The sequence below is a fragment of the Streptococcus mitis genome (assembly GCF_003942775.1).
In the GTDB taxonomy this organism is placed as follows: Bacteria; Bacillota; Bacilli; order Lactobacillales; family Streptococcaceae; genus Streptococcus; species Streptococcus mitis_CN.
This window is the reverse complement of the sequence record NZ_RJNX01000010.1, coordinates 25,990-47,265: the sequence shown is the minus strand read 5'-3', so window position 1 is coordinate 47,265 and position 21,276 is coordinate 25,990. Positions and strand designations below refer to the sequence as shown.

Genomic DNA, 21,276 nt, shown 5'->3' with positions numbered 1-21,276 from the left:
TTACTCACCCGTTCGCAACTCATCCGGAGAAGCAAGCTCCTCCTTCAGCGTTCTACTTGCATGTATTAGGCACGCCGCCAGCGTTCGTCCTGAGCCAGGATCAAACTCTCATTAAAAGTTTGAGTTCTCACTCATTTCTGTCACTGACAGATTTATTGTTTTTTTCATTGTTCAGTACTACAACCTTAGTTGTAGTGCCCTGCACATTGGTTCGTCTTGTTCAGTTTTCAAAGGTCTTTGTCACTTGCTTCTCTCAAGTGACAACTATATTAGTATATCACAGTCGCTTTCGCTTGTCAACACTTTTTTGAAACTTTTTTAACTTTTTTTTCATCAAGTGCCTCAACCGCAACATACCATAGTCCGTACGGGATTCGAACCCGTGTTACCGCCGTGAAAAGGCGGTGTCTTAACCCCTTGACCAACGGACCTGAGCTGTTATTTTCAACTCTTACTATTATACAGACTTTTTCTAACTTGTCAACAACTTTTTTTATCTTTTTATGTTTTTTTGTATGACTCCCTAATGAGTACGGATATCAAACTCCTTAAACACAATACGTAAGTCTCTCAATACTCTTTGACGCCCTCGGAAGCGTTCATGTCTTAAGACGCGTTCTAACTCTTCTTGTTTGTCTTTACTTTGTTTGTTTCTATAATCTCTTAGTGTCTCATGAAAGAGATAATACTCATCTAGCCACAGACCTCCCTCACTGATACGATGACTAATCTCACCTACTTCTTCATAGGGTTCTTTATCATATCTACGCTTCTGGCTTTCTTGTTTACGGATATAGTCTAGAATTCTATTTCGGAATTTAGTTTTGAAGTATTTACGTAAACGAGGAATATCTTCTACTAGCTCTTCTTCTCTACTAATCAATTCATGTAAGCAGAGCATACCCTCTTGGTCCCAATCCGATAGTTCCCATAAATGCAAGTAATATTCATTTCTACTCTTATATACAATTCCCTGGACTTCTTTATACAATTCTTTAAACATAACGTTCCCCTTTCTAGATACAGTCTAACAGATTCAGAAACACTTTTGTCCCATTTCCTCCATTCTGTTCCCTACACCGTCTAAACTGCACAAAAAAGAGAGGGCAAGCCTCTCTTTGGGTTATAATTCTGCAATTTGGTTTAGGTTTACTTCTGCAACTGTGTCATTACCAAACATAGAGATAATCATCTTCACTTTATTGTTATCAATCTCTGTAATCTTACCAGTATAGTCTGCAAAAGCACCATCAATGATACGTACAGTTTGACCAACTTCAACATCGATATCAAACTCTTGTACAGTTTGTCCCATAGAAACCAAGATATCACGGATTTCTTGTTCCAATAATGGAGTTGGTTTTGATCTATTTCCGTGAGATCCGACGAATCCTGTAACGTTTGGTGTGTTTCGAACAACAAACCAAGCTTCATCTGTCATCACCATTTCTACAAGAACATAACCTGGAAAGCGATTCTCTTCTACTTCTTTTCTCTTTCCATTTTTTTCAACTTGCACTGTTTGTGTTGGAATTTCAACACGTAAAATATTATCCAACATATTGTAGGTTTGTGCACGTTGCAATAGATTTTCTTTTACCTTATTTTCATAACCAGAATAGGTTTGTAAGACAAACCATCCTTTATCAAAACTATCCATGATACTTCCTTTCATAATAGAAGATTTCTAGCGTGAATAACTCCACAGGTCTTCTAAAAAATGTTAATAAATCGAATCAAACCTGAAACAATCAACTTGTCGAAAATATAAATAATCACAACAAAGAAAGCAGTGTATTCCATGATAGAACGAAAATCTCTCCAGCTTTCCTTGCGAGTTGGCCATGTTGTGTCTTTAAGAAGTCTAAAAATATCTCCAATAAAACGCATCGCTCTCTCCTATCTCGTTTCTCTGTGTGTAGTATACTTACCACAATGTTTACAAAATTTATTTACTTCTAGTCGTGTTGGCTTGGGGTTCCCGCTGATCTTGATTGAATAGTTTCTCGAACCACAAACCGCACAAGCTAGGCTTGCTTTTTTTAGTGCCATAACGCCTCCATCTTATCTATTATAACAAGAAAGCTAGGCTTTGACAAGCATCTTAACGAAATAGATTGACTACTGAATCCCATATTGTTTGTGCCTTTTCTTTAATTTTAGCATCCGAGATAGCACGACTGGCCTCATCTACCAGATTTTGTGCACGACTTCTAATATCAGAAAGGCTATTATCCGCCTGATTTGATTCATTACTCTGTACTTGATTTCTTGTATTGGCTGGTGCAATTCCATTTTGCTTATAAGCATTTTCAACTGTAAAGGTACTTCCTGGCGTATAAGGTAAAATGGTATTGGCAATGTTTCTAAAGACATGAGCTGCACCGTTTGAAGTAGAGCCAGCTAGATAGTGATTTTCATCAGTCGTCGGGAAGCCAAGCCAGTGACTAATCACTACATCCGGTGTATAACCAATTACCCACTGGTCACTTGTATATTCTGGATTGAAAACCGCTTCAGTTGTACCAGTTTTTCCTGCCATGACATAATCTGCAGGCGATGAACTAATACCGGTACCGTTGGTGAATGTCCCCAACATCATACTGGTCATCTTATCAGCTACAGACTTATCAATCACCCGTTTTTGTGAATTTTTATGGCTTGCAATAACTTGTCCACTAGCATTTTCAATTCTACTAATAAAATGAGCTTCAGGCATTAAACCTTCATTTGCAAAGGCAGCATATGCTTGAGCCATTTGCAGAGGATTGGTTTCGACACCACTTCCCAAGGCGACACCAAGAACACGGTCGACCTTTCCCATGTTGAGTCCGAATTTTTCGCCTGCCTCAAAAGCCTTGTCGACGCCCAAATCATTAACAGTGGCAACAGCAGGTAGATTAAGCGACTCTGCCAAGGCTTGATACATAGGAACTTCTCGACTCGTTTTGATCCCTGCATAGTTATCAACCTTATAGCTGTCGTACTGCATGGTATGGTTATCCAATTGCTTATTCAAAGCCCAACCTGCTTCAACTGCTGGCGTATAAACAACTAAAGGCTTAATTGTAGAACCAGGACTACGTTTTGATTGAGTTGCATAGTTGAAATTCCGGAATCCAGTTTTATCATTGTCAGCAACTTGACCGACAACTCCACGAACTCCCCCTGTTTTCGGTTCGAGAGCTACACTTCCTGATTGAGCAAATGTTCCATCCTCTGCCCTAGGAAATAGAGCTGTATTTTCATAGACAACCTGCATATTTGCTTGGTAGTTTTGGTCCAGCTCTGTGTAAATGCGGTAGCCATTATTGACGATTTCTTCCTCTGTTAGATTATACTTGGAAACAGCTTCATTAACAACTGCATCAAAATAAGAAGGATAGCGGTAATCTGAGATTTTTCCTTCATACTTATCGTACAATTGCGAAGTCATATCAACTTCTGCAGCTTCGGTTTCTTGGTTTTTATCAATATAACCCGCTGCAACCATATTTTGCAAGACAGTATCGCGCCGATTGGTAGAATCCTCTACAGAATTCAAGGGATTATACAGTTCCGGCCCTTTGAGCATCCCTGCCAGAGTCGCAGCTTGATCTAAACTCACTTCTGATGCAGAAACTCCAAAGTATTTCTTACTCGCATCTTCTACACCCCACACACCATTTCCAAAATAGGCGTTGTTAAGGTACATGGTTAGAATTTGATCCTTACTATATTTTTTTGTTAATTCTAAGGCAAGGAAAAATTCTTTCGCTTTTCTCTCAACAGTTTGATCCTGCGACAAATAGGCGTTTTTAGCCAGCTGTTGGGTAATAGTAGAACCACCACCTGAACGACCAGCAGTGACAATAGCCAAGAAGAAGCGGCCATAGTTAATCCCGTCGTTTTTATAAAAAGAACGGTCTTCAGTTGCAATAACAGCATTCTGCAAATTTTTACTGATGTCAGTCAGCTCAACATAGGTTCCTTTTTGACCAGACAAGGCACCAGCCTCCTTTTCTTCACGGTCAAAAATGAGAGTTCGAGTTTTCAAGGCATTTTGCAAATCATTGACATTGGTTGACTTGGCTACAGCAAACAAATAGGTTCCAACTAGCAAGCCTGCACTCAAACCTAGTATAAGGACAATCTTTGTTAGATGATAGCGACGCCAGAATTTTCGAATTGGACCTACTTGGGCTAATTTTTTTCGATCACTACGAGAGCGACGTAAGCTAGTAGAATCAGAATCCTCTGATTCACTTGTTTCTTTTTTAAAAAGAGAAAGAAATTTCTCAAATAATTTATCTAATTTCATGCGTTTATTTTATCATCTTCATCATAGGAAGACAAGAATTTAGCTATTTCCTATCCAAATAGGGCTTTTTTTGTTACAATATCTGTATGAAATTCACATTTACATTACCAGACTCTCTACCTCAAATGACGGTAAAGCAATTACTTGAGGAACAACTCCTCATCCCTAGAAAAATCCGTCATTTTTTGAGAATCAAGAAACATATTTTGATAAATCAAGAAGAGGTTCACTGGAACGAGATGGTGAATCCTGGAGATGTTTGCCAATTAACTTTTGACGAGGAAGATTATCCCAAAAAGACAATCCCTTGGGGCGACCCAGACTTAGTTCAGGAAATTTATCAAGACCAACACTTGATTATTGTAAACAAACCTGAGGGGATGAAAACGCACGGCAATCAACCAAACGAAATTGCTCTTCTTAACCATATCAGCGCCTACGTTGGCCAAACCTGTTATGTCGTTCATCGTCTAGACATGGAGACCAGCGGTTTAGTTCTTTTTGCTAAAAATCCTTTTATCCTACCTATTCTCAATCGCTTATTGGAGAAAAAAGAGATTTCTAGGGAATATTGGGCACTTGTTGACGGAAATATCAACAGCAAAGAGCTTGTTTTCAGGGATAAAATCGGACGTGATCGCCATGATCGCAGAAAACGAATAGTTGATGCAAAAAATGGGCAATATGCTGAAACGCATGTAAGCAGATTAAAGCAATTCCCAGACAAAACTTCCTTGGTTCGTTGCAAACTAAAGACCGGGCGAACCCATCAGATTCGTGTGCACCTTTCGCATCATAACTTCCCTATTTTAGGCGACCCTCTCTATAATAGTAAATCAAAAACAAGTCGGCTTATGCTCCACGCCTTTCGACTGTCCTTTACCCATCCGCTTACTCTAGAGAAATTAAGCTTCACTACCCTATCAGATACTTTTGAAAAAGAGTTAAAAAAGAATGGATGATAGCGTCATCCATTTTTAAATATTTAAAAAGCAAGACCAGAGGCCTTGCTTTTTATCGACTCAAGAATTATTTAGCGATTTTTGCGAAGTATTCAAGAGTACGAACAAGTTGTGCAGTGTATGACATTTCGTTGTCGTACCATGATACAACTTTAACCAATTGTTTACCGTCAACGTCAAGAACTTTAGTTTGAGTTGCGTCAAACAATGAACCGTAAGACATACCTACGATATCTGAAGATACGATTGGATCTTCTGTGTAACCGTATGATTCGTTTGAAGCTGCTTTCATGGCTGCGTTCACTTCATCAACAGTAACGTTCTTTTCAAGAACAGCTACCAATTCAGTAACTGATCCAGTTGGAGTTGGAACGCGTTGTGCAGATCCGTCAAGTTTACCGTTCAATTCTGGGATTACAAGACCGATAGCTTTTGCAGCACCAGTTGAGTTAGGAACGATGTTTGCAGCACCAGCGCGAGCACGGCGAAGGTCACCACCACGGTGTGGTCCGTCAAGGATCATTTGGTCACCAGTGTAAGCGTGGATAGTAGTCATCAATCCTTCAACAACACCAAAGTTATCTTGAAGAGCTTTAGCCATAGGAGCCAAGCAGTTTGTAGTACATGAAGCACCTGAGATAACTGTTTCAGTACCGTCAAGAACGTCGTGGTTAGTGTTGAATACAACTGTTTTAACGTCGTTTCCACCAGGAGCAGTGATAACAACTTTTTTAGCTCCACCAGCGTGCAAGTGTTTTTCAGCAGCTGCTTTCTTAGCAAAGAAACCAGTAGCTTCAAGAACGATTTCTACACCGTCGTTAGCCCAGTCGATTTGTTCTGGATCACGTTCAGCAGAAACTTTGATGAATTTACCGTTAACTTCAAATCCACCTTCTTTAACTTCAACAGTACCGTCGAAACGACCTTGAGTTGTGTCGTATTTCAACAAGTGTGCAAGCATAACTGGATCTGTAAGGTCGTTGATACGAGTAACTTCAACACCTTCTACGTTTTGGATACGACGGAAAGCAAGACGACCGATACGTCCGAAACCGTTAATACCAACTTTAACTACCATTAGTGATTTCCTCCTTATGAAAATCATGAAATTTTTATTGTGAAAAGAGTAACTTGAATCACTACAAATCACCTTTCAACAAACCTATTATATAACTATTTGAGTTGAATTGCAAGTACGGGCATTGTTTTTCTATGTCAGTTTCTTTTTAAGGCTATAAATCAAGAACTCCCTTACTATTCATATCGTAGCGATTCTACAGGATCCATTTTACTAATTTTACGTGCTGGGAAGTAGGCTGAGACATAACCAAGTAACAGAGCGAAAGCTAGAGTTCCTAAAATAGATAGAAGATTTAATTCAAAAACCTTAGTGATGGATGGGTAAAAGTGATTTACAACCGCATTCGCCAAACTTCCCACCCCTTGTGCAACCAAAAATGCCAGCAGTAAGGCAATACCTACAATCCAGATAGCCTCGTAAATAAAAATTCCTTTGACATCGCGATTTTGATAACCAACTGCCTTCATGACACCTATTTCCTTAGAACGTTGCATGATATTGATGTAAATGATAATACCAATCATGACCGCGGCTACCACAATAGCTTGTGATGAAAGCACAATCAACAATCCCTGAATGACACGAATAAAGGTAATCACAATATCAAGAACCCTCTGTTGAGAAAGCACAGTATACTTCTTATTTTTCTGTAATTCTTCTGTTACCGTTTTTGTCTGTGATGGATCTTTGAGTTCCAAGATAAAATAAGATACAGCTTTTGTAAATCCAGCCTCTTTCAAAATCGTTTCCATTTGATGAGACGGCATGAAACTGTTGCTGTCCTCCATGTCATCTTCATCATTGATTACACGTACAATCTTCGTTTGAAATTGAGCAGTCTTGCTAGCTTCGGCAGCATTTTCTACAATACTTGCTGAGACTGATTTGCCAATAAGATCAGTAGCTGTCAGATTGTTTCCTGTCTGTTCATTCCAATTTTTTAGTAAACTGCTTGGAATCGTCAAGCCCTGTTCATTTGCATCAGTATAGAGGGAACCGGCTAATACTTTGTCCGCCTCATTACTACTAACAGAAATACTTGTATCCTCATAGAGACTCACTACTTGAGCATAAGAAGGCATCGTTTGACTCAGATCCATTTCTTGACCATCTATAGTAATATTTGACATGGTCATCCCAAAAGGACTCTCCAAATATTTAATAGCTTCTTTCCCAACTGTATCCGTGATATAGTTCTTATCATCTTGGTTCAAAAAGCCTCGTCCAGCATTTTCTGTATTTAAAGCAATCTGAACTTGAGAAGGGATTTGACCTCCATTCGTATTTTCATCAATCATCGAAATCAAAGCATTTCCCAAGCCGAAAGAAATTAAGACTCCTACAAAACCGATTGAGGTTGCTAGCGCAATCAATAGGTTACGCCACTTTCTTTCCATAAAGTTATTTAAAGAAAGTTTGAATTTGTTTTTCAATGATAATCCTTTATTTTTTGACTTCTTCAACGACTTCACCATCCTTCATTTTGATAATCACGTCTGCATATTCAGCAACCTCTGGATTATGGGTTACAATCAATACTGTTTTCCCTGTTTGGGCTAAATTTTTAAATACCTCCAATACCTTTTCTTGGGATTGAGAATCCAGCGAACCCGTTGGCTCATCTGCTACAATCATATCAGGCTGATTTACCAGTGCACGCGCGATTGCTACACGTTGCTTTTGCCCGCCAGAAAGCTGTTTAACATTTTTAGCCATAAAAGGCTCCATGCCCAAGTTACTTAATTGCTCCTTTGCAATCATTGTCATCTCCCTATCAGATAAATCTTTGACATAGAGAGGTAGCTTGACATTGTCCAAGACAGACTGATGAGGAATGAGGTTAAAATTTTGAAACACAAATCCAATCTTATCTTTACGAAATTGAGTTAGTTCAATCTCTGATAAGTCACGGAGGGATTCCCCTTTAAATTCTAAAACTCCTTCATATTGTCTATCTAGACCACTGATAATGTTTAGCAAGCTAGTTTTGCCACAGCCTGACGGACCGTAAATCGCTGTAATTTTACCTTTTGCAATCTGCAGGTTAATATTTCTTAGAGCCTGCTCTTGATGTTTACCGTCCAAAGTGTAAAACTTTGAAATATTTTTAATGGATAAAATGAACATTCTTTCCCCCTTGTTTAAAACCGTTATCGTCATACATCATACTTATAGAAAATCCTTCAAGCTACTTCAGCACTGATTTCCCACCCTTTAAGCCTACTACTTAGAACTTTCTCTCTATTCCCTAGTTTGCTTCTGGATGTATATCAAGTAAAATTCATTTTAACAAAAAAGCGACATTTCTCCAATGACAGAAATGTCACTCCTATAAACTCTTTAACGATATCTTTCTAGATCCTCGGCCCATTCATTATCTAAACTAACGAGTAACTTCCCATTGCCAAACATCCTTGCCATCATTTTTGCTTCTTCATACTTTTGTTTGGCTGTATCATAATCCATCTGAATATAATATTTCCACTCCACCATCAAGACAATCGGTTGTTTTTGAAAATCTCGTGTTTTTTGCCCTATTTTATTTAAGGTCTCGACTGCCCTCTTAAAATAATGAAGCAACCCCATAACCTCTATACAAGTTAAAGAAGCTAACAAGGAGTCTCTAAGTAAGTCCAAACAATCGAACTCTATCTTATCAACCTGAGAACTTAATTTGTCATGAAAATAAAGAATAGTTTCATGATCAGACTTTTTTATCTCACCCTCGTTTAAACCATCCATTAACTGACAAAGAAAATACAGTCTCAATTTCAACAATTCCTCAGCCTTATATACATCTCTGGATAGTAAGTCTTGAAGACTGTCCTCAATCACACCACTTCCGTATAAAGAATTACTAGTCGCTCTCACTGCATCTATTGCCTGAAGGCAGTCCACTATCATCTTCTCATCACGGGGCAGGTCATCATAAAAACACTCAAAAATCTCATCAAAATATTCTTCCTTTTGTTCTTGCAACTCCTTGTCTCCATAGTCAGGGTGATGTAAAAGAAAGTACTTTAATTCTTGGTAGCGTTTAGGCAATTCCTTATAATCTGGCATCAAGACATAGGACGGAATTTCTAATCTATCTGCAATATATTCTAGTGTTTTTATAGTCGGTCGAAATTCTCCTTTTTCTATCCGCACCAGCTGACGCACTGATAGTTCAGACTCATCCCCGCAAAAAACTGGACGACTAAGTCCTTTCTCCTCTCTTAAAAGTCGCACTTTATCCCCTAACTCATTTATCTTGTTCATTTGCCCCTCGCATGATTATTAAAGGTTTGATTTTCAAATAAATATATGCGATGATTATACCATTTTTCAAATAGAATTACAAAAAAGAGACAGGATTTCTCCTGCCTCTAGGCTGATAACAATTATTTACGGCGTCCTGGTCTTTCTTTGTAACCATAGTAAGAATCTTCGATGATTTCTTGCATATGGTCAACCATTGGAAGACGTGGGTTAGCTGGTGAACATTGATCTTCATAAGCAAGGAAGGCCAATTCACGAGAATGTTCTTTCCATTCTTTTTCATCGATTCCTTGTGCTTTGAAGTTCATTTGGATACCTACGCGCTCACCAAGTTCGTAGACAGCTTTTGCATAAGATTCCACACCTTCTTCTGGAGTAGAAGCTGGAAGGCCAAGCATACGTGCGATATCTTGGTATTTTTCATCTGCACGGTAGTAGTTGTACTTAGGCCATGTTGCTGTCTTAGCTGGACGTGTACCGTTGTAGCGGATGACGTATGGAAGCAAGATAGCATTTGTACGACCGTGGATTGTGTGGAATTGCGCACCAATCTTATGAGCCATTGAGTGAGAAATCCCTAGGAAGGCATTGGCAAAGGCCATACCAGCGATTGTTGAAGCGTTATGCATTTTCTCACGTGAGTGGAAGTCTGCATTCTTAACTGAGCTTTCAAGGTTTTCGAATACAAGTTTGATAGCTTGAAGTGCAAGACCATCAGTGTAGTCACTAGCCATTTGTGATACGTAAGCTTCAGTCGCGTGGGTCAATACGTCCATACCAGTGTCCGCAGCTACAAATCCAGGAACTGTCAATACCAAAGCAGGGTCTACGATTGCCACAGTTGGTGTCAATGAGTAGTCAGCGATTGGATATTTACGGTTGTTTGCTTTATCAGAGATAACAGCAAATGGTGTTACTTCAGATCCTGTACCAGATGTAGTTGGGATAGCGATGAATTTAGTCTTCTTACCAAGCAATGGGAACTTGAAGGCGCGTTTACGGATATCCATGAATTTTTGTACAAGGTCACGGAAGTCCACTTCTGGTTGCTCGTAGAAGAGCCACATTACTTTAGCAGCATCCATTGGTGAACCACCACCGAGAGCGATGATTGTATCTGGTTTGAAGGCGCGCATGATTTCAGTACCACGGTTTACAGTTGTGATATCTGGATCTGGTTCTACATCAGCAAAGATTTGGTAAACAACCTTATTGCGACGAAGGTCAAGTTGTTCGATGATACGATCAAGGAAACCAAGCTCTACCATGGCATGGTCAGTAACAATCATGACACGTTCAACGTCACGACATTTTTGAAGGTATTGAATTGAATCACGTTCAAAGTATGTTTTTGAAGGAAGTTTCATCCATTGCATGTTATTTCTCCGTCTTCCGACTTTTTTGATATTCAAGAGGTTAATGGCACTAACGTTATCCCCAACTGAGTTACGTCCGTAAGAACCACATCCGAGTGTCAATGATGGCAAGAAGGCATTGTAAACGTCCCCGATACCACCGAAAGTAGAAGGTGAGTTACAGATAACACGAATAGCTTTAACAGCTTTACCAAATTCTTTAGTCAATTCTTCGTCAGCTGTGTGGATAGCTGCTGAGTGACCAAGACCGTTAAATTCAACCATTTGACGAGCTTTGGAAATACCATCTTCACGGCTTTCAGATTTCAAAACTGCGATAACTGGTGACAATTTTTCACGAGTCAATGGCTCGTTTTCACCAACTTCTTTACATTCTGCAGCAAGAATGTTTGTTCCTTCTGGAACTGTAAATCCTGCTTGCTCTGCAATCCAAGTTGCTGGTTTACCAACGATGTCAGCGTTCAATTTCGCACCAGCACAGTTTTTGCTGTTTGCTTTCACGCCGAAGCAGAATTCTTCAAGAAGAGCTTTTTCTTTTTTGTTTACAAAGTAAGTGTGGTAAGATTTGAACTCTGCTACAAATTCATCGTAAATTTCTTTATCAATGATAACTGCTTGTTCAGATGCACAGACCATACCGTTATCAAATGATTTAGACATGACGATATCGTGTGCTGCTTGACGGATGTTTGCTGATTTTTCAACATAAGCTGGAACATTTCCGGCACCTACCCCAAGAGCTGGTTTACCACATGAATAAGCCGCCTTAACCATGGCATTACCACCTGTTGCAAGGATTGTTGCAATACCTTCGTGGTTCATAAGAGCACTAGTTGCTTCCATAGATGGTTCAGTAATCCACTGTACACAGTTTTCAGGAGCTCCTGCTTTAATCGCAGCATCACGAACGATTTGAGCTGCATGAGCTGATGATTCTTGAGCTGATGGGTGGAAGGCAAAGACAATTGGATTACGTGTCTTCAATGAAATCAAAGCCTTAAAGATTGCTGTTGATGTTGGGTTTGTTGTTGGAGTGATACCACAAACAACGCCAACTGGTTCAGCAATAAGAGTCAAACCTGTTACATCGTCTTCTTCGATAACGCCAACTGTTTTAGTGTGGCGCATGTTGTTTACTACGTGTTCACAAGCAAACAAGTTCTTAGTTGCTTTGTCTTCAAATACACCACGTCCTGTTTCTTCATAGGCATGTATAGCCAATTCTCCGTGGGCATCCAAAGCTGCCACTGACGCTTTAGCTACGATGTAGTCGACCTGTTCTTGGTCGAGTTTACGCATTTCCTCAAGAGCAACTAAAGCTTTTTGCACCAAGCCGTCGACATGCTTTTCAGCAGCGAGTTTCTTTTCTTCTGGTGTCACAGTTTTTTTATCAGCCATATTTTCCTCCATAGCTTTCAAGGATCGATATCCTTTGTTAATTTTTTCACAAGTTAATTATAACGTATTATTTTAACTTTGTAAACAGTTTCATAAACATTTCACAAAGAATTTTTAGTTCCTTGTGAAATTTTTCTCATTTTCTTTTCTTATCAGGTTTTTTCTTCAAAGTTTGTGAAACTTATTTCAAATATTTTTTATTTCACAAACTTATTTGGAAGGGGGGCTTGGAAAGAAAGGAATTTACAGGTAAGCGCTTACTTCGAGATTCTAACAATACCTCCTTTGATAAGGAGGCTTTATTTTTGTTGAAAAACGCCTTGTTTAAAAGTCCCTTCATAAACGACTTCTTGTTCTGTTGTTAGTTTTCCTTTTCCTTCAGCCTGACCATTTACAAAATCACCTTCGTAGGTCCAGCCTTCTTTAGATTGAAAGGTACCTTTTCCGTTGAAGGCTCCATTGTTGAAACCACCAGTATACTGGTCTCCATTTTGGAAGGTAATGGTACCTTGTCCATTCATTTTACCACGTACAAGACTGCCATCGTAAACAATGGTTCCATTATCAAGCTTTAGAACACCTTTTCCGGGAATATTTAGAAAAAAGACGAGTACAGCACAAAAAACAATCGTAACTACTGCCAAAAGCTCTAAACGTGGACGAGTCAGATAGACACGATACTTTTCGTAAAAATTCTTAAGATTTTCCATCTTCACTCTCCTTCTCTAAACGTTCTAACCAAGATTGACAGCCCTCTTGAACACGCTGATAGGTTTCCTCAAAATCTCCCGTATACCACGGATCTGGAACACTTTCAGATGCAAATGAGTAAATCTTATCTTGCAAGTCTACTGGACACATCTGACGTAAGTCAGAAACATTTGAAGCGTCCATTCCGATAATATAATCAAAGGCTTCAAAATCTTCCTTGCTAATCTGAAGCGATGTTTTGCCTTTTTCATAAGGAATCTGATACTCTTGAAAAATCCCTTGAGTTCCCTTATGAATCGGATTGCCATGTTCCCAAGAAGAAGTCGCTCGACTTTGGATTTCGTAGTTATCTGTCATTGATTTCATCACAAACTCAGCCATAGGACTGCGGCAAATATTTCCCAGACAGACAAAGACTAGTTTTTTCATCCCATTTCCTTTCTTTTATAGAAAAACGGGAGTTCGTAATCCCGTCTTATTTTTCAATTGCACCTTCGAGTGAAGCTGTTTCTTTCAGCGGCAATACAGTCTTGATAGCAGCTAGTTCAAAAGTCAAGTAAACTCCATCTACATCAAGAACAATTGTTTTCTTCTCAGTGTCTACTTCATCGACTGTTCCATAAAGTCCACCGATTGTAATCACTTCATAGCCTTTTTGTAGTTTATTTAAGCTTTCCATACGTTTTTGTGCTTGTTTCTTTTGAGAACGTTGCGTAAAGAACATCAAGCCCATCATAAGGACTAGTATGATTAAAAATGTATAATTTGGATTCATTGTATTCTCCTTTATCTTTTACATAGGACTACTATATCAAATTTCAGCTACTTTTACAAGGTTGTGCCTTACTTTTATGGTTATAAAAAATCAGAGTTTTCACTCTGATTTCTATGATTATTTCAAATTTTGAACGACTTTGACTAGATTTTCAACTGTAAATCCGTACTCTGCCAATACTTTTGGTGCTGGGGCAGAGGCTCCGAAGGTATCAATACCTAGAACAGCACCATCTAGACCAACATATTTGTACCAGTTTTGAGTTGCACCCATTTCGACTGCAACACGACGGCGAACTGCATTTGGAAGAATTTCTTCCTTGTAAGCTGCATCTTGTTTATCAAAGACATCTGTAGATGGCATGCTGACTACACGGACTTTTGCACCTTGACTAGCCAATTCTTTAGCAGCTGAGACAGCAAGATTGACCTCTGAACCTGTCGCAATCAAGATGGTATCAAAGTCGGCTGTATTTTCATAGACGACATAGGCACCTTTTGCAACCTTGTCGAAGTCTGTTCCCTCTTCAACAGTCAAATTCTGACGTGTCAAGACAAGGGCAGTTGGCGTTTTCTTACTTGTCACTGCAAGGTACCAAGCTGCTTGCGTTTCACGCGCATCTGCTGGACGGAAAACATTCAGATTTGGCATGGCACGAAGACCTGCTAAGTGCTCAACTGGTTCGTGCGTTGGACCGTCTTCCCCAACTGCAATAGAATCGTGGGTAAAGACATAAGTCACAGGAAGTCCTTGTAAGGCTGACAAGCGGACAGCCGCCTTCACATAGTCAGAGAAGACGAAGAAAGTTCCACCGTATACTCGAAGTCCACCGTGAAGGGCCATCCCGTTCAAGATCGTTCCCATTGCAAATTCACGAACACCAAACTGAATGTTACGGTTCAAGCGATTGGCATCGTCTTGAAGTCCGTCCGTTTTGATATAAGTCATGTTTGAATGAGCGAGGTCAGCGGATCCACCTAGGAAGGTTGGCAACTTGGCAGCTACAACATTCAAAGCATCTTGACTTGAATTACGAGTTGCTTGAGAGAAGCCATTTTCTAAGGCTGGGAAGTCTGCTGGAGTCACTTCAACTGGGTCACGGCCGTCGATAATGGCTTCTACTTCTGCAGCCAGTTCTGGATGAGCCTCTTTATAGTCAGCAACTAATTTAGTCCAAGCTTGATAAGCTGATGCGCCACGATCTGCAACATTTTCTTTGAAATCAGCATAAACTTCAGCTGGAATTTCAAATGGTTCATAGTCCCAACCGAGCGCTTGGCGAGTAGCCGCCGTTTCATCTGCTCCAAGAGGAGCACCATGTACAGCATTAGTTCCTTGTTTGTTTGGAGAACCGTATCCAATAACAGTCTTCACTTCAATCAAAGATGGTTTTCCTGAAGCTTTAGCAGCTTCGATAGTGGCATGAATTGCTTCCAAGTCTGTTCCATCTTCAACCAAGGCTGTATGCCAACCATAAGCATTGTAACGGTCACGAACACTTTCTGTAAAGGAATCCTTTGTCTCACCATCCAAGTTGATGTCATTTGAATCATAAAGAACAACCAACTTGTCTAGTTTTTGCAAACCTGCGTATGAAGCCGCCTCACTTGAGACACCTTCCATCAAGTCTCCGTCTCCACAGATAACGTAAGTATAGTGGTCAAAGATATTGTAGCCTTCGCGGTTATATTTGGCTGCCAAGAAACGTTCTGCCTGGGCAAAACCAGTAGCAGTTGAAATTCCTTGACCTAGAGGACCTGTCGTTGCATCAATCCCTGCTGTATGGCCAAATTCTGGGTGACCAGGTGTTTTTGAACCCCATTGACGGAAGCTCTTGATCTCATCCATGCTGACATCTTCAAAACCAGAAAGGTGAAGAAGGGCATAAAGGAGCATTGAACCATGGCCTGCTGAAAGAATAAAGCGGTCACGGTTAATCCAGTTTGGTTGAGCTGGATTGATACGAAGTTGTTTTGTAAAGAGGCTATAAGCCATCGGAGCCGCTCCCATAACCACACCTGGGTGACCTGAGTTGGCTTTGTTGATAGCGTCAATACCTAGGAAACGAATTGCATTAACAGATAGATTTGACATAGAATTTCCTTTCTATTTGAGGTGATTATTGAATCACACATTCTATTTTACTATTATATGAAAAAATACATAGAATAGCAATAAATCAATTCGACTCTAGATAAGTCTCGTGATTTCTACTCTCTGGTCGCCTGATAGTAGGGAAGTAAGCGTTCATAAGCTTCTTCTAATTTTTCTAAAATCACTTCTAATGATTGATTTTCAATAAAAGAAATATCTGCTTTAACTAACACTTTACGGACTTCTTGATTGGATAGTTTATTTCTTAAAATTTGACGATTTTCTTCGTTCGCATCCCATCTTTGACTTTGACCATCTGAGTAGGCTAGATAATAAATCCCTTTGACGGTTGGAATTTCTAAAACTTTAGCCTGCTTGCCTAGAGTCTCCTCATTCTTCTTACGTTCGATAAAACTGACTTCTAGTGAGGCTCCAAAATCAGAAGAACTTCCATACAAACGAAGAGCCATCATAGGTTCTGTCACTTTCCCCTCACGTTGTAGATAAACCCAAAAATGTGGTCGCAAACGCTGTGCCTGATTCATCCACTGGCTAGTCTGTTGGAGTTGCCATTCTGGATGACTTGCTTGAAAGGCTTTAGCCAGTTCTGTAAAATCCTTCCGAGCCTCTTGACCTTTTTGCCGCAAGGTCAACATGTTTTCTCTTTCATCACCAGCTTTATCTGGATTACGGTACTGCAAACCCGCAAAGTCTAGATAGTCTCTTATCTTATTCAACATCCACTTAACCTCCTCTAACTAGCAAAAAATCAGGATAAACCTGATTTTACTTATTCTGTATCTACAACGACATAGCGATTTGGCTCGTCACCCTCAGAGTAACTAGTCACGCCATCCATACGCGAAATAATACGATGGATAATCTTGCGCTCACTATTCGACATTGGATCTGTTTGATGGCTGCGACCTTCTTCTAAAACACGAGTCGCCAATTTTTGAGCATAGGTCTGCAAGACTTCTGCACGGTGTTCAACATAATCATTGACATTAATAGTGATATAGAAGGTTCTTGAATAGCGGTTGTAAAGATAATTTTGAGCTAACAGTTGAAGAGCTTTCAAGACTTTACCATGGTAACCGATAATACGACCTGGCTCATTGGTGTCAATTTGTAGATTGATGCTACGACGGTTATAGTCATTTGAAAGTGTGGCTTCAACATCCATGTCATCAATAATTGTTTGAACATAAGTCGTTACTTCCGTAGCTACTTGTTCAATATCAAAGCTTGGTTCCACCTTTAAGCCCAAATTTTCTAATTCTTGACTTTCAATTTGTTCAGCTTGATTCTCAACAATAGGAGTTTCTACTTCTTCTCGGAAACCAGCTTCTTCAAGCTGTAATTCATTTAAAATCTCAATATGTCCAGTTTCTTCCAAAATAGTGCTGGCATGTTTTTCATTTTTCAAGATTTCAGCCTTGACTTCATCAGAAACCCCTTGGCCTTCCTCTTCAATCTTTTTAATTGCTTCTACAACATGCCCCAAATCAACTGTAGCCTCGCTGACTGTTTTAACTGGTTCATTTTGTTCATTAATTTCTTTAGGAACACCCTTTACAGCCTGCTGATTAGCTTTAATAACCGTTGTTTCACTAATAGCTTCAATATCAACCTGAGCTGGTTTTTTACCAAATAAACCAAGAAAGCCATTTTTTTCACGAGAAATGACTTTAATATGAGCCTTCAGTCTTGGGATATCTAATTCTTTCAATCCTTTCTGGATTGCTTCTTCAACAGTTGAACCTGTAAATACTACCATTACCAGATTCCTCCTTATTATTTCGTTTTCTGAGCCTTTTTCTTGGCTTTTCTTTTTCTATTTTCCAAATCTTTTTGTGCCTGTACTACGGCCTCACGCTCTGCGATAATCTTGAATGGATTGTTCAAGAAATAGGTTTGCAAGACTTGATAAGCATTGGACACTGCCCAGTAGAGAGCGACTCCGCTCGGAGCATAAACCCCAAAGATAAAGATTAAGACTGGAATCCCATACATCATCGCAGTCGTAGCTCCATTACGCTCAGACAAGGCTTTATTGGATAACCAAGTACTTAAAAAGGTGAACACTGCTGCTAAAATCGGAAGCACAAGTGTCGTATCCACACCACCAAGGTTAATCCATAAAAAATGACCAGTCTTCAAAAAATCAACTCTTGATAAGGCTTGGAACAAGGCCAAGATAAGCGGCATCTGAATTAAAATCGGCCAAAGAGAATCTGACTGTCTGACACCCATTTCTTTAAAGACTTTACGCATTTCCTGCTCTAGCTTGGTTCTGCTTTCCATATCTCGACCCGGATATTGTTCTCGAAGCGCCTTAATGCGTGGTTGAGCTTCCTGCATTTTTCTGGATGCCACCATTTGCACTTGAAAGACTGGCAAGAGCACTGTACGAATCAAGATTGTAAAGAGAATAATCCCCACTCCGATACTGATATCAAACGATAAAAAGCGAATGATTTCCGCAAAGAAGTAAACAAATTTACTCCAAAAATCAGTCGAATCTGCTGTAATATCACTAGTTGTCCCATTTGTCGCACAGGCTGTCATGATAAATAGAGATAGACCTAGCAAACTAGTCAACTGTAGTTTCTTTTTCACTCCCATTTCCTTCCTGGTAAATCTTTGATAATTTTAATACGTGGAGTAGATTTTTCTCCATCTCTGCGTATTCCAAGGTTTCGACCCCTTTTCGAGCAATGACAACAAAGTCGACATCTTCTACCAGACTCCCTTTCGCATTCTGGATAATATGTCTAATTCGTCGCTTGATTTGATTTCTAGTGACGGCATTCCCCAGCTTTTTGCTAACTGATAGACCTACTCGAAAATGGTTTTTCTGATTTTCTAATTGGTAGACAACAAATTTGCGATTGGCAAAACTTGTCCCCTCCTTGAAAATCGCCTTAAAATCTTTCTCTCTTTTTACACGAAAGTTTTTCTTCAAAACTCAACTCCATCTATTAAATTACTACTATTATACCATATTTTTCAAAAAAGCCAATCATAGCAAGGTTTTGGACATTTCCATCAGAAAAAGAAGCTGGAAAAATCTCTTTCCCAACTCCTTGTACTGAATATTTTTTCTGATTTTAGTTATTTTTTCAAGCGTTCAACGTCACGGGCAATGACCAATTCTTCATCTGTTGGAATAACCAGGACACGTATTTTCGCTGCCTCTGTTGAGATGTCTCCTGTCACACCAAAGACATTCTTTTCTGGGTCAACATCACAGCCAAACCAAGAGATACCTGAGATAACATCTTCACGTACGTTTGCAGCATTTTCACCGATACCTGCAGTAAAGATAATAGCATCTGCTCCATTTAGGACCGCAAGGTATTGACCGATATGTTTTTGGATACGGTCAACATACATTTCATAGGCTAAAGTGGCATCGTGGTCCCCTTCTTCCATAGCAGCAATCACATCACGCATATCACTAGATTTACCTGAAACCCCCATTAGTCCTGATTCACGATTAAGAACGTGACTAATGTCTTCAGGCGTGTTAAAGTCCTCTGTATATTGCATTAAGTAAGGAATGATAGCTGGGTCAATATCTCCTGTACGAGTTCCCATCATCACACCACCAAGTGGAGTGAATCCCATTGAAGTATCAACAGATTGACCGCCCTTAACTGCTGTAATAGAAGCACCATTACCGATGTGGCAAGTAATCAATTTCAAATCTTCTAATGGACGTCCCAAGAGTTTTGCAGCTTCTCCTGCTACAAACTGGTGACTTGTACCGTGGGCACCATATTTACGAACCTTGTTTTCTGTGTAATATTTTGTTGGTAGAGGATAGCGATAAGCTTTCTCTGGCATAGTTGTGTGGAATGAAGTATCAAAAACAACTACACTGGTAATGTCTGGCAACAATTCCTTGAAGGCACGAACACCTGCTGCATTGGCTGGATTGTGGAGAGGAGCTAACAAGCTCAACTCTTCAACTTTTTCTAAAACATCTCCCTCAACGACTGTTGATTCTTTAAAATATTCTCCACCTGCAACAACACGGTGTCCAACACCTGTAATCTCATCATAAGCCTTGATAATATCGAAACGAATCAAGTCATCCAATAAGATTTTAACAGCTTGTGTGTGATTTTCGATATCCAAAATTTGTTGTTCAGAACGGCCGTCAAATTTTACAGTTGAAATTGAATCTTTCAAACCGATACGTTCAATCAAACCTTTCGCCAATACCTTTTCCTCTGGCATTTGATAAAGTTGCCATTTCAAACTTGAACTTCCTGCATTGATTGCAATTGTTTTTGTCATAACACGATACCCCTTTTTAAGCGTTTTCATCTATTATAACAAAATCTATTTTATATTTCAGTACCTTGAGTCCATTTTTGAAAATTTTCTTTAAATTTCATTAAAACACTTGCATCTTGCAAGCTAGCAAGTGGATAAACAAAAGGCTCTACTGCTATTTCATTTTTCTTCTGTAGGATAAAAATAGTCTTAGATTGTTTAGCATTAGCAAAGAGATTTTCAGGCAAACTAATCATGGCAGTCAAACTTGCCTCCTCTTTCAACCAGCCTTTCAACAAGTCACTTTGAGGGCTGGTCAACAAATCACTCGGAGCGAGAAAAATAGCGTATCCATCTGACTTGAGATACTTAAGTCCTTGTTCCATGAGCAAGTGATGGGCGTAAGTATGTTCTTGGCTAGAAGCAACTTGATGACGCGACGCAACGGCGTCATCAGGATAATAGCCAACAGGCAAGTCGCTGATGACCACATCACTTTCTTTGAGCATTTGTGGACGAACGGCATCTCCTTGGACAAAGCCAGCCTGCAAACCAATCACATCAGCCATGCTAGCTGCCAAATCAATCAGCAAATCATCCACTTCCATTCCCAAGTAATCCACCTTTTTATCAAGCGAGGTCAAGAAAGTAGCACCCAGAATTCCCATCCCGGAACCCATTTCGAGGATAGTGATTTCCTCTTCTTTAAACAACTCTTCCACAATAAACACCAAAAGCAAAGCAATGGCATCTGGTGTAAACTGGTGATTGGCCTGCAAGGGTTCTGTTTGCCCAGCCTTCATCAAGAGAAACTGGTAGGTCTTGAGCCATTCTTCTTTGCGTAGCGCTAAGCGTTTAAGGGCCTGATTGTTCTCCTTGACTTGCTCTAACTCAGTCTCACCATCCAAATAGATGCTGTTTTGCTCCACCAGGGCGTCATAAAAGTTGGTCGCCAAATCACTTTGAATGACTTGGACACTCTCTAGTAAATAAGTATAAGCTTGTTCAATTTTTTCAAAATCCATATTCCT

At 39.7% G+C, this 21,276-nt stretch carries 21 protein-coding genes, 1 tRNA gene and 1 rRNA gene; 1 reads left to right on the top strand and 22 read right to left on the bottom strand.

The annotated features are described in order from the left end of the window. From D8848_RS10235 to pbp2a, 7 genes are all read right to left on the bottom strand, one after another. A 16S ribosomal RNA gene (locus D8848_RS10235) occupies positions 1–116 on the bottom strand; the annotation flags it as partial. Between the two features lie 243 nt (positions 117–359). After that, positions 360–431: transfer RNA gene (locus D8848_RS10225), tRNA-Glu, on the bottom strand. Positions 432–523: 92 nt separating this feature from the next. Continuing rightward, a complete protein-coding gene (locus D8848_RS10220; protein WP_033684722.1) occupies positions 524–1,003 on the bottom strand; it encodes a transcriptional regulator in 480 nt (159 codons plus the stop codon). Positions 1,004–1,123: 120 nt separating this feature from the next. After that, positions 1,124–1,660: a transcription termination/antitermination protein NusG gene (gene nusG / locus D8848_RS10215; RefSeq protein ID WP_000376740.1), complete on the bottom strand. Its 537-nt coding sequence runs from the start codon at positions 1,658–1,660 to the stop codon at positions 1,124–1,126. A 53-nt stretch (positions 1,661–1,713) separates the two neighbouring features. Further along, complete coding sequence (gene secE, locus D8848_RS10210) at positions 1,714–1,890, bottom strand: preprotein translocase subunit SecE (RefSeq protein ID WP_001210990.1); 177 nt, start codon at positions 1,888–1,890, stop codon at positions 1,714–1,716. Between the two features lie 9 nt (positions 1,891–1,899). Continuing rightward, on the bottom strand, positions 1,900–2,052 hold the full coding sequence (rpmG, locus tag D8848_RS10205) for a 50S ribosomal protein L33 (RefSeq protein WP_001809375.1): 153 nt from the start codon (positions 2,050–2,052) through the stop codon (positions 1,900–1,902). 52 nt (positions 2,053–2,104) lie between these two features. After that, complete coding sequence (gene pbp2a / locus D8848_RS10200; protein WP_125443906.1) at positions 2,105–4,300, bottom strand: penicillin-binding protein PBP2A; 2,196 nt, start codon at positions 4,298–4,300, stop codon at positions 2,105–2,107. 86 nt (positions 4,301–4,386) lie between these two features. Here pbp2a and D8848_RS10195 point away from each other — a divergent pair, with 86 nt between their 5' ends. Continuing rightward, a complete protein-coding gene (locus D8848_RS10195; RefSeq protein WP_125443904.1) occupies positions 4,387–5,262 on the top strand; it encodes an RluA family pseudouridine synthase in 876 nt (291 codons plus the stop codon). Between the two features lie 67 nt (positions 5,263–5,329). Here the strand turns inward: D8848_RS10195 and gap are convergent, their stop codons facing one another. The 15 genes from gap to D8848_RS10120 all read right to left on the bottom strand — a co-directional run bounded on the left by gap (position 5,330) and on the right by D8848_RS10120 (position 21,270). Then, complete coding sequence (gap, locus tag D8848_RS10190) at positions 5,330–6,340, bottom strand: type I glyceraldehyde-3-phosphate dehydrogenase (protein WP_033687386.1); 1,011 nt, start codon at positions 6,338–6,340, stop codon at positions 5,330–5,332. Positions 6,341–6,516: 176 nt separating this feature from the next. Continuing rightward, positions 6,517–7,818 carry an ABC transporter permease gene (locus D8848_RS10185; RefSeq protein ID WP_185756888.1) on the bottom strand — a complete coding sequence of 434 codons (1,302 nt, stop codon included), beginning with the start codon at positions 7,816–7,818 and terminating at the stop codon, positions 6,517–6,519. Continuing rightward, complete coding sequence (locus D8848_RS10180; RefSeq protein WP_004262463.1) at positions 7,787–8,470, bottom strand: ABC transporter ATP-binding protein; 684 nt, start codon at positions 8,468–8,470, stop codon at positions 7,787–7,789. The genes D8848_RS10185 and D8848_RS10180 overlap by 32 nt, the downstream gene beginning before the upstream one ends. 213 nt (positions 8,471–8,683) lie before the next feature. Then, positions 8,684–9,604, bottom strand: a complete 921-nt coding sequence (locus tag D8848_RS10175; RefSeq protein ID WP_125443903.1) for a helix-turn-helix domain-containing protein — start codon at positions 9,602–9,604, stop codon at positions 8,684–8,686. A gap of 122 nt (positions 9,605–9,726) precedes the next feature. After that, positions 9,727–12,378 carry a bifunctional acetaldehyde-CoA/alcohol dehydrogenase gene (adhE, locus tag D8848_RS10170; RefSeq protein ID WP_125443901.1) on the bottom strand — a complete coding sequence of 884 codons (2,652 nt, stop codon included), beginning with the start codon at positions 12,376–12,378 and terminating at the stop codon, positions 9,727–9,729. A 299-nt stretch (positions 12,379–12,677) separates the two neighbouring features. Then, positions 12,678–13,088 carry an MORN repeat-containing protein gene (locus tag D8848_RS10165; RefSeq protein ID WP_020902388.1) on the bottom strand — a complete coding sequence of 137 codons (411 nt, stop codon included), beginning with the start codon at positions 13,086–13,088 and terminating at the stop codon, positions 12,678–12,680. Next, positions 13,075–13,518, bottom strand: coding sequence for a low molecular weight protein-tyrosine-phosphatase (locus D8848_RS10160; RefSeq protein WP_125443899.1), 444 nt, complete (start codon positions 13,516–13,518; stop codon positions 13,075–13,077). The genes D8848_RS10165 and D8848_RS10160 overlap by 14 nt, the downstream gene beginning before the upstream one ends. A gap of 46 nt (positions 13,519–13,564) precedes the next feature. After that, complete coding sequence (gene yajC / locus D8848_RS10155) at positions 13,565–13,864, bottom strand: preprotein translocase subunit YajC (protein ID WP_125443897.1); 300 nt, start codon at positions 13,862–13,864, stop codon at positions 13,565–13,567. A gap of 117 nt (positions 13,865–13,981) precedes the next feature. Next, positions 13,982–15,958, bottom strand: coding sequence for a transketolase (gene tkt / locus D8848_RS10150; RefSeq protein WP_125443895.1), 1,977 nt, complete (start codon positions 15,956–15,958; stop codon positions 13,982–13,984). A 116-nt stretch (positions 15,959–16,074) separates the two neighbouring features. Beyond that, complete coding sequence (locus tag D8848_RS10145; RefSeq protein WP_125443893.1) at positions 16,075–16,698, bottom strand: ribonuclease P; 624 nt, start codon at positions 16,696–16,698, stop codon at positions 16,075–16,077. A gap of 50 nt (positions 16,699–16,748) precedes the next feature. Then, positions 16,749–17,738, bottom strand: a complete 990-nt coding sequence (jag, locus tag D8848_RS10140; protein WP_125443891.1) for an RNA-binding cell elongation regulator Jag/EloR — start codon at positions 17,736–17,738, stop codon at positions 16,749–16,751. Positions 17,739–17,755: 17 nt separating this feature from the next. Continuing rightward, positions 17,756–18,580: a membrane protein insertase YidC gene (locus D8848_RS10135; protein ID WP_221763044.1), complete on the bottom strand. Its 825-nt coding sequence runs from the start codon at positions 18,578–18,580 to the stop codon at positions 17,756–17,758. Continuing rightward, the gene (gene rnpA / locus D8848_RS10130) at positions 18,555–18,926 is read right to left on the bottom strand and encodes a ribonuclease P protein component (protein ID WP_000739243.1); all 372 of its coding nucleotides are present in this window, start codon (positions 18,924–18,926) and stop codon (positions 18,555–18,557) included. Before rnpA ends, D8848_RS10135 begins: the two co-directional genes overlap by 26 nt. A gap of 149 nt (positions 18,927–19,075) precedes the next feature. Continuing rightward, positions 19,076–20,266 (bottom strand): acetate kinase, encoded by a 1,191-nt coding sequence (locus tag D8848_RS10125; protein WP_049544477.1) that lies wholly within the window; start codon positions 20,264–20,266, stop codon positions 19,076–19,078. Between the two features lie 50 nt (positions 20,267–20,316). Next, the gene (locus D8848_RS10120; RefSeq protein WP_125443888.1) at positions 20,317–21,270 is read right to left on the bottom strand and encodes a class I SAM-dependent methyltransferase; all 954 of its coding nucleotides are present in this window, start codon (positions 21,268–21,270) and stop codon (positions 20,317–20,319) included. Between the last annotated feature and the right edge of the window lie 6 nt (positions 21,271–21,276).

Excerpts from the sequence above, each read along its gene's own strand:
- D8848_RS10220 (WP_033684722.1), bottom strand. The coding sequence starts at position 1,003 with ATGTTTAAAGAATTGTATAAAGAAGTCCAGGGAATTGTATATAAGAGT.
- nusG (WP_000376740.1), bottom strand. The coding sequence starts at position 1,660 with ATGGATAGTTTTGATAAAGGATGGTTTGTCTTACAAACCTATTCTGGT.
- secE (WP_001210990.1), bottom strand. The coding sequence starts at position 1,890 with ATGCGTTTTATTGGAGATATTTTTAGACTTCTTAAAGACACAACATGG.
- rpmG (WP_001809375.1), bottom strand. The coding sequence starts at position 2,052 with ATGGCACTAAAAAAAGCAAGCCTAGCTTGTGCGGTTTGTGGTTCGAGA.
- pbp2a (WP_125443906.1), bottom strand. The coding sequence starts at position 4,300 with ATGAAATTAGATAAATTATTTGAGAAATTTCTTTCTCTTTTTAAAAAA.
- D8848_RS10195 (WP_125443904.1), top strand. The coding sequence starts at position 4,387 with ATGAAATTCACATTTACATTACCAGACTCTCTACCTCAAATGACGGTA.
- gap (WP_033687386.1), bottom strand. The coding sequence starts at position 6,340 with ATGGTAGTTAAAGTTGGTATTAACGGTTTCGGACGTATCGGTCGTCTT.
- D8848_RS10185 (WP_185756888.1), bottom strand. The coding sequence starts at position 7,818 with ATGGTGAAGTCGTTGAAGAAGTCAAAAAATAAAGGATTATCATTGAAA.
- D8848_RS10180 (WP_004262463.1), bottom strand. The coding sequence starts at position 8,470 with ATGTTCATTTTATCCATTAAAAATATTTCAAAGTTTTACACTTTGGAC.
- D8848_RS10175 (WP_125443903.1), bottom strand. The coding sequence starts at position 9,604 with ATGAACAAGATAAATGAGTTAGGGGATAAAGTGCGACTTTTAAGAGAG.
- adhE (WP_125443901.1), bottom strand. The coding sequence starts at position 12,378 with ATGGCTGATAAAAAAACTGTGACACCAGAAGAAAAGAAACTCGCTGCT.
- D8848_RS10165 (WP_020902388.1), bottom strand. The coding sequence starts at position 13,088 with ATGGAAAATCTTAAGAATTTTTACGAAAAGTATCGTGTCTATCTGACT.
- D8848_RS10160 (WP_125443899.1), bottom strand. The coding sequence starts at position 13,518 with ATGAAAAAACTAGTCTTTGTCTGTCTGGGAAATATTTGCCGCAGTCCT.
- yajC (WP_125443897.1), bottom strand. The coding sequence starts at position 13,864 with ATGAATCCAAATTATACATTTTTAATCATACTAGTCCTTATGATGGGC.
- tkt (WP_125443895.1), bottom strand. The coding sequence starts at position 15,958 with ATGTCAAATCTATCTGTTAATGCAATTCGTTTCCTAGGTATTGACGCT.
- D8848_RS10145 (WP_125443893.1), bottom strand. The coding sequence starts at position 16,698 with ATGTTGAATAAGATAAGAGACTATCTAGACTTTGCGGGTTTGCAGTAC.
- jag (WP_125443891.1), bottom strand. The coding sequence starts at position 17,738 with ATGGTAGTATTTACAGGTTCAACTGTTGAAGAAGCAATCCAGAAAGGA.
- D8848_RS10125 (WP_049544477.1), bottom strand. The coding sequence starts at position 20,266 with ATGACAAAAACAATTGCAATCAATGCAGGAAGTTCAAGTTTGAAATGG.
- D8848_RS10120 (WP_125443888.1), bottom strand. The coding sequence starts at position 21,270 with ATGGATTTTGAAAAAATTGAACAAGCTTATACTTATTTACTAGAGAGT.